Source organism: Streptomyces mabaensis, from assembly GCF_053763515.1.
In genome coordinates this window covers 1-6537 of sequence record NZ_JBSOPZ010000074.1, presented here as the reverse complement: position 1 = coordinate 6537, position 6537 = coordinate 1, and the positions used below count along the sequence as shown (strand labels likewise).

Annotated in this window: 7 protein-coding genes and 1 pseudogene; 3 read left to right on the top strand and 5 right to left on the bottom strand. The window is 70.3% G+C overall.

All coding sequences use genetic code 11. The annotated features are described in order from the left end of the window. Window positions 1–679 precede the first annotated feature (679 nt). Both trpS and ACWV17_RS33655 read left to right on the top strand, forming a co-directional pair. A pseudogene (trpS, locus tag ACWV17_RS33660) lies at window positions 680–1613 on the top strand (tryptophan--tRNA ligase). Between the two features lie 43 nt (window positions 1614–1656). Beyond that, entirely contained in the window at window positions 1657–2253 is a 597-nt protein-coding gene (locus ACWV17_RS33655) for a cysteine hydrolase family protein (RefSeq protein ID WP_455353624.1), read from the top strand. 16 nt (window positions 2254–2269) lie between these two features. On the opposite strand, the gene proC is transcribed toward ACWV17_RS33655, so the two are convergent. From proC to ACWV17_RS33640, 3 genes are all read right to left on the bottom strand, one after another. Then, the gene (proC, locus tag ACWV17_RS33650) at window positions 2270–3079 is read right to left on the bottom strand and encodes a pyrroline-5-carboxylate reductase (protein WP_455353625.1); all 810 of its coding nucleotides are present in this window, start codon (window positions 3077–3079) and stop codon (window positions 2270–2272) included. A 150-nt stretch (window positions 3080–3229) separates the two neighbouring features. After that, on the bottom strand, window positions 3230–3991 hold the full coding sequence (locus ACWV17_RS33645) for an ABC transporter permease (RefSeq protein WP_455353626.1): 762 nt from the start codon (window positions 3989–3991) through the stop codon (window positions 3230–3232). Then, a complete protein-coding gene (locus ACWV17_RS33640; protein WP_455362643.1) occupies window positions 3988–4845 on the bottom strand; it encodes an ABC transporter ATP-binding protein in 858 nt (285 codons plus the stop codon). The genes ACWV17_RS33645 and ACWV17_RS33640 overlap by 4 nt, the downstream gene beginning before the upstream one ends. A gap of 106 nt (window positions 4846–4951) precedes the next feature. On the opposite strand from ACWV17_RS33640, the gene ACWV17_RS33635 reads away from it, so the two are divergent. Beyond that, a complete protein-coding gene (locus tag ACWV17_RS33635; RefSeq protein ID WP_455362642.1) occupies window positions 4952–5428 on the top strand; it encodes a hypothetical protein in 477 nt (158 codons plus the stop codon). 22 nt (window positions 5429–5450) lie between these two features. On the opposite strand, the gene ACWV17_RS33630 is transcribed toward ACWV17_RS33635, so the two are convergent. Beyond that, complete coding sequence (locus ACWV17_RS33630) at window positions 5451–5969, bottom strand: hypothetical protein (RefSeq protein ID WP_455362641.1); 519 nt, start codon at window positions 5967–5969, stop codon at window positions 5451–5453. Window positions 5970–6024: 55 nt separating this feature from the next. Then, window positions 6025–6339 (bottom strand): peptidase, encoded by a 315-nt coding sequence (locus ACWV17_RS33625; protein WP_455362640.1) that lies wholly within the window; start codon window positions 6337–6339, stop codon window positions 6025–6027. Window positions 6340–6537: the final 198 nt, after the last annotated feature.

The following is a 6537-nucleotide window of genomic DNA, read 5'->3' as shown; positions in this document are numbered from 1 at the left end:
GGCACGCTGTTGAGTTCTCAAGGAACGGACGCTTCCTTTGGTCCCTTTTCATCGGGCCCTCCGGGCGCTTCCCTTCGATCTTGCGTTTCCGACTCTATCAGACTCTTTCGCGTCCGATTCCCAGTCGAAGTGGGATTTCGCTCGCCTTCCCGGTCCGCTTTCGCGTTCCTTTCCAGCGGTTCCGACTCTATCAGATCCTTTCGGGCCTGATTCCCAGTCAGCGGGCTGCGTCATTCCGGCTGTTGGGCCGTTCCGACGAGGTGAGACATTAGCGGATTCCTCGCCCCCGAGCTAATCGGGGGCCGCGTTCGCCGAAGTTCGTCGAACGCGGATTCCTCATTTCGCAAATACACATGAAAACAAGACGACAGCACGTCGCTCGTTCGAATGGTTGTTGCGGAATGGCTGTCCGGGGACCGACCGGGGTCGGCGCTCACGTCGGACAACTCGGAGAACACTACGGAGGCACGCCGGACGTGTCAACCCCAGGACTAGCCGGGGTCCTCCCGGCTAGTCTGAGGGCATGACTACGCGTGCGTTCACCCTTCGTTGGTGGGCCGCCTGACGGCGGCCGGCGCTCACGCACGCATTCAACGGCCGCCGCTTCGGCGGCCGTTGGTGTTTCTCCCTCCCGGGAGCCGGTCGCGGACAGCGGCGGCTCCGATCAGGAGGTGGAGAGATGACGCGGATCTTCAGTGGGGTCAAGCCGACCGGGCACCTGACGCTGGGCAACTACCTGGGGGCGGTCCGGCAGTGGGCCGAGATCGACCAGCACCGGGCCGACGCCCTGTTCTGTGTGGTCGACCTGCACGCCCTCACCGTGGAGCACGACCCGGCGCGGGTACGGCGGCTCAGCCGGCAGGCGGCGACGCTGTTGCTTGCCGCCGGGCTGGACCCGGCGCGGTGCACCGTGTTCGTACAGAGTCACGTGGACGAGCACACGCGGCTCTCGTACCTGCTGGAGTGCACGGCCACCGACGGCGAGCTGCGGCGGATGATCCAGTACAAGGAGAAGGGCACGCAGGCGCGGGCGGCCGGGCAGAGCGTGCGGTTGTCGCTGCTGACCTATCCCGTGCTGATGGCCGCGGACATCCTCGCCTACGGGAGCGATGAGGTGCCGGTGGGGGACGACCAGGCCCAGCATGTCGAGCTGACGCGCGATCTGGCGGTGCGCTTCAACCAGCGGTACGGGCACACCTTCGTCGTGCCGAAGGCCACGCATCCCAAGGTGGCGGCCCGGGTCATGGATCTGCAGGAGCCCACCTCGAAGATGGGCAAGTCCCACGAGGCGACGGCCGGAATCGTGTACCTGCTCGATGAACCGGACGTCGTGCGCAAGAAGGTGATGCGGGCCGTGACGGACAGCGGGCGGGAGGTCGAGTACGACCGCGAGACCAGACCGGGCGTGGCGAATCTGCTCGATGTGCTCGCGGCCTGTACCGGGGGTGAGCCGGAGGCGCTGGCCGCCGGTTACACCTCGTACGGCGGACTGAAGAAGGACGTCGCCGAGGCGGTGGTGGAACTGCTGCGGCCGCTGCGGGCGGGCCCGGGCCATGGCGCGGCCGGTGGTCGATGCCGCCTATCGGGCGATCGGTCTGCTGCCGGCCGGCTGACGCGGCTTCTGTTTCCCCTGCGTGCGGGGGGTGTGGCGGCAGGATGGGCCGTATGGAGAACATCGCGAAGAACGCGGCGCTGGTGGTCGTGGATGTGCAGAAGGGCTACGAGGACGAGTCCTACTGGGGGCCGCGGAACAATCCCGCGGCCGAGGCGAACATCGCGGCGCTGATCGACGCGTGGCAGTCGGCGGGCCGGCCGGTCGTGTTCGTACGGCACGACTCGGCCGGCCCGCAGTCGCCGCTGCGGACCGGCGCCCAGGGGAATGAGTTCAAGGACTTCGTGGAACAGCGGCGTGGTCAGGGCTCCGGTCCTGAGTTGCTGGTGCGGAAGTCGGTGAACTCGGCCTTCTACGGGGAGCCGGATCTGCATGCGTGGCTGCGCGAGGTGGGTGCTCAGCAGATCGTGATCGCCGGGATCCAGACGAACACGTGCAACGAGATCACCGCCCGGATGGGCGGGAATCTCGGGTACGAGGTGTACTTCCCGCTCGACGCGATGCACACGTTCGACCTGGACGGGCCGCACGGCTGGTCCCTCACGGCGGACGAGCTGACGCGGGCGACGGCGGTGTCACTGCACGGCGGCGGTTTCGCGAAGGTCGTGACGACCGCCGATCTGCTGGCCGCAGAGGACTGAGAGTCGGCGGCCCGGATCAGCCGTTCCCGGAGGCGAGTTCGCGGCTGCGGTCGCGCGCGGCTTCGAGGGCGGCGATCAGGGCCGCGCGTACGCCGTGGTTCTCGAGCTCGCGGATGGCGTTGATGGTGGTCCCGGCGGGCGAGGTCACGGCCTCGCGGAGCTTGACCGGGTGCTCGCCGCTGTCGCGGAGCATGACGGCCGCGCCGATGGCCGCCTGGACGATCAGGTCGTGGGCCTGGGCGCGGGGCAGGCCGAGCAGGATGCCGGCGTCGGTCATCGCCTCGACGAGGAAGTAGAAGTACGCCGGGCCGGAGCCGGACAGCGCGGTGGCCGCGTCCTGCTGCGACTCCGGGACGCGCAGCGTCTTGCCGACGCCGCCGAAGATCTCCTCCGCGTGGGCGAGGTGCTCGGCGGTGGCGTGGCTGCCGGCCGAGATGACGGACATCGCCTCGTCGACGAGGGCGGGGGTGTTCGTCATGACGCGGACCACCGGGGTGTTCGGGGCGAGCCGCTCCTCGAAGTACGCGGTGGGGATGCCGGCCGCGCCACTGATGACCAGGCGGTCGGCCGGGACGTGCGGGGCGAGTTCGTCCAGCAGCTTGCCCATGTCCTGCGGCTTGACGGTGAGGATCAGGGTGTCGGCGCGCTTGGCGGCCTCGGCGTTGCTGACCGGCTCGACGCCGTAGCGGGTACGCAGTTCCTCGGCCCGCTCCGACCGGCGGGCGGTGACGAGGAGGTCGGAGGGGGCCCATCCGGCCCGGATCATGCCGCTGAGCAGCGCCTCGCCGATCTTTCCGGTGCCGAGGACTGCGACTGTCTGGGTCATGGGGTCACCCTCCGGGTGGGCGTGCGGTCGTCCGTGGCCATCCTCGCACCGGGGCCGGTGGCCGTGCCGTCGGTGTCCACGTCGCGGAACCCGCGTCGCGCGCGGCCGGGCCCTTCAGGCCGTACGGTCCCGCCGTACGGTGCCGTGCGGTCAGGCCGTACGGCGGCGGAGGGTGGCCGCGCCCAGGCCGAGGACCAGGACGGCGCAGCCGGCGACGACCACCGCGTCGCGGATGAAGTCCGCGGTGAGGTCCGTGTGCAGCAGGACCTCGCTCATCCCGTCCACGGCGTACGACATGGGCAGGACGTTGGAGATCGCCTCCAGGAAGGGCGCCATGTTCTCGCGCGGGGTGAACAGACCGCACAGCAGGAGCTGCGGGAAGATCACCGCCGGCATGAACTGGACCGCCTGGAACTCGGAGGCCGCGAAGGCGGAGACGAAGAGGCCCAGCGCCGTGCCGAGCAGGGCGTCGAGCAGGGCGACCAGGAGGAGCAGCCAGGGCGAGCCGACGACGTCCAGACCGAGCAGCCAGACCGACAGGCCGGTGGCCAGTGCGGACTGGACGATGGCCACGGCGCCGAAGGCCAGCGCGTAGCCGGCGATCAGGTCGGCCTTGCCGAGGGGCATGGCGAGGAGGCGTTCCAGGGTGCCGGAGGTGCGTTCACGCAGGGTGGCGATGGACGTCACCAGGAACATCGTGATCAGCGGGAAGATGCCGAGCAGCGAGGCGCCGATGGAGTCGAAGGTCTGCGGGCTTCCGTCGAAGACGTACCGCAGCAGCGTGATCATCAGGACCGGGACGAGGAGCATCAGGGCGATGGTCCGCGGGTCGTGGCGCAGTTGCCGCAGGACGCGGCCGGCGGTGGCGAGCGTGCGGGCGCCGGAGAATCCGGAGGAGGAGATCGCGGTCATCGGGCTTGCTCCTGGGTCTCACGGAGGGCGTTGGCCTCGTCTACGAGGCGCAGGAAGGCGGCTTCGACGGTTTCGGTGCGCGTACGGGAGCGCAGGGCGTCCGGGGTGTCGTCGGCCAGGATCTCGCCGTCCCGCATGAGGAGGAGGCGGTGGCAGCGCTCGGCCTCGTCCATGACGTGGGAGGAGATCAGGAGCGTGGCGCCCCGCTCGGCGGCGATGGAGTGGAAGAGGTCCCACAGGTCGCGGCGGAGGACCGGGTCGAGGCCGACGGTCGGTTCGTCGAGGACGAGGAGTTCGGGCGTGCCGAGCAGAGCGACGGCGAGTGAGACGCGGCTGCGCTGGCCGCCGGAGAGGTTGCCGGCGAGGGCGTCGGTGTGCGACGCGAGGTCGACGTCGGCGATGGCCCGGTCGACGTTCTCGTGGCGGCGTTCGGCGGCCGCGCGGCCGGGGTCGAGGATCGCCGCGAAGTAGTCGAGGTTCTGACGGACGGACAGGTCGTCGTACACGGACGGGTCCTGGGTGACGTAACCGATGCGCGCGCGGAGGGAGGGGTCGCCGGCCGGGCTGCCGAGGACCTGGAGGGTGCCGGTGACCTTGGCCTGGGTGCCGACGATCGCGCGCATGAGGGTCGACTTGCCGCAGCCGGAGGGGCCGAGGAGGCCGGTGATCTGGCCTCGGGGGACGGCGAAGTCGATGCCGCGCAGGACGGTGCGGTCGCCTCGGACGACGGTGAGGCCGCGGGCGTCGACGGCGCCGGCCGGGCCGGTGGCGGGGCCGGTGGCGGGGCCGGTGGCGGGGCCGGTGGCGAGGCCGCTGCGGGGGTCCGGGCCGTCGGCATCCTGGTAATTCATCATGTGATGAATAATCCTATGGGGGGCAGGTGCCGTCAAGAGGGGCTCAGGGGTTGCTCAGGGTCATCCCCCATGGTGTTCAAGGGCCGGGCGGGAGGACCGTTGGCGTATGAGGCACAACGGCGAAATCTCCAAGTCCGAACGGCGGCACCTCGCGGTCGCGTCCGCCACCCTCGGCCCGTGGCGGGCCGCCACTGCGGTGGGCGGGCTGGGCGGTGGTGTCTCGCTCGCGCTCGGCACGATCGGCGACGGCATCGGGCTCGGCGTGCTGGCCGGTGCCCTGTCGGTCGCGCTGATGCTGTTCTTCCTGGTCGGCGGCGCGGGGGCGGCGCTCGGCGGCACGCAGGGAGGCACGCGGCAGGGGGCGGCGCCGGATACGGACCACCGGATACGGAGGTGGGCGGCGGCCCACCCGTGGCGGGTCGCGGCGGTGCCGGCCGCGCTGCTCGTCGTCACCGACGTGGTGATGCGGCAGATCCTCACGGCCGAGGGCCTCTTCGGCAGCCTGTGGGACGGGCTGTGGCGGGGTGCGCTGGTCGCGGGGGTGGTGGGGCTGGTCGGCTCGATGAGCCGGAAGAAGGCCTGAGCGGAAGGCCGGATCGGGCGCGTCAGTTGCGGCGCTTGGGCTTCTTGCGGGCGGCCGGGTTGCCGGTGCGGGCCCCGCGGCGGCGCTCGTACTGGACGACGGCCTCCTCGTACTCGGCGCGGTGGAGCTTCTCGCCCGGCGCCTCGACGAGCGAGCGGAAGAAGTAGGCGAGGAGCGAGCCCACGAAGCCGATCATCTTGAGGCTGCGCAGCGACGCGTCCGCGGCGGTGCCGGCCGGGCGGCGGGTGAAGCCTTCCCAGGTCTTGCGGAAGGCGATGGCGCTGCACACGGCGAACATGACGACGACCAGCAGGTTGACGAACTCGCCGACCTGGGCGATCTCCAGCCCCTGGTACGCGAAGCGCAGCACGAGGCACCCGACGACGGCGGCCGCCAGCGCCCCGGCCGCCACCCCGGCACGGCGCAGCCCGTAACCGCCGTCGTGGCCGACCCAGGTCGTGCCGAAGAAACGGATGGCCTCGGGCTGCGGCCCGGCCGGCGTGGGGGTGGCGGCCGCACGGCCGTCTGCTCTGTCGCTCACGGGGCCGATTATCCCCCGGCGCGGCGGAGCGGAGCGGGACGGGACCCCACGAGGCCTAGGCGCAGCGGGGGGCGACGTAGCCGTCGCTGCCTGTGTTCACGTACGCGTCCGAGACGAACTGGCCGTTGGCGATGTTGTCCCAGAGGTTCGTCGTGCCGTACGGGCCGGTGATCGTCTCGCCGGGCTTCTGACAGTTGATCGGCACCGTGGCGCCCAGCGGCAGCACCTTGACGATCCGATACGCGGTACCTGGCCCACTACGGACGTTCACACGGACGCCCGAGGCCACCGGATACCTGGCCGCCTCGGCAGCCGCTGTGGCGACCTCGCCTGCGCTCTCGGCGCGTTCGCCGGTTTCTCCAACAACCATGCGGTCCTCCCGCGTTGAGGTTCACTCTGTACGACTCGCGCAGGATCTTCAACCGTTGGCTGATTCGCTTAGGGATCCGTGTGGATGCTGCTTAGCAGAGCCTGTATGAGTCTGTAGCCATTTCCGCACGCTTTCCTGCGATTGTTTGATGTTCATGCCGATTTGATGGTGTGGGTGGTGGCGGGGTCTTAGGTTCCT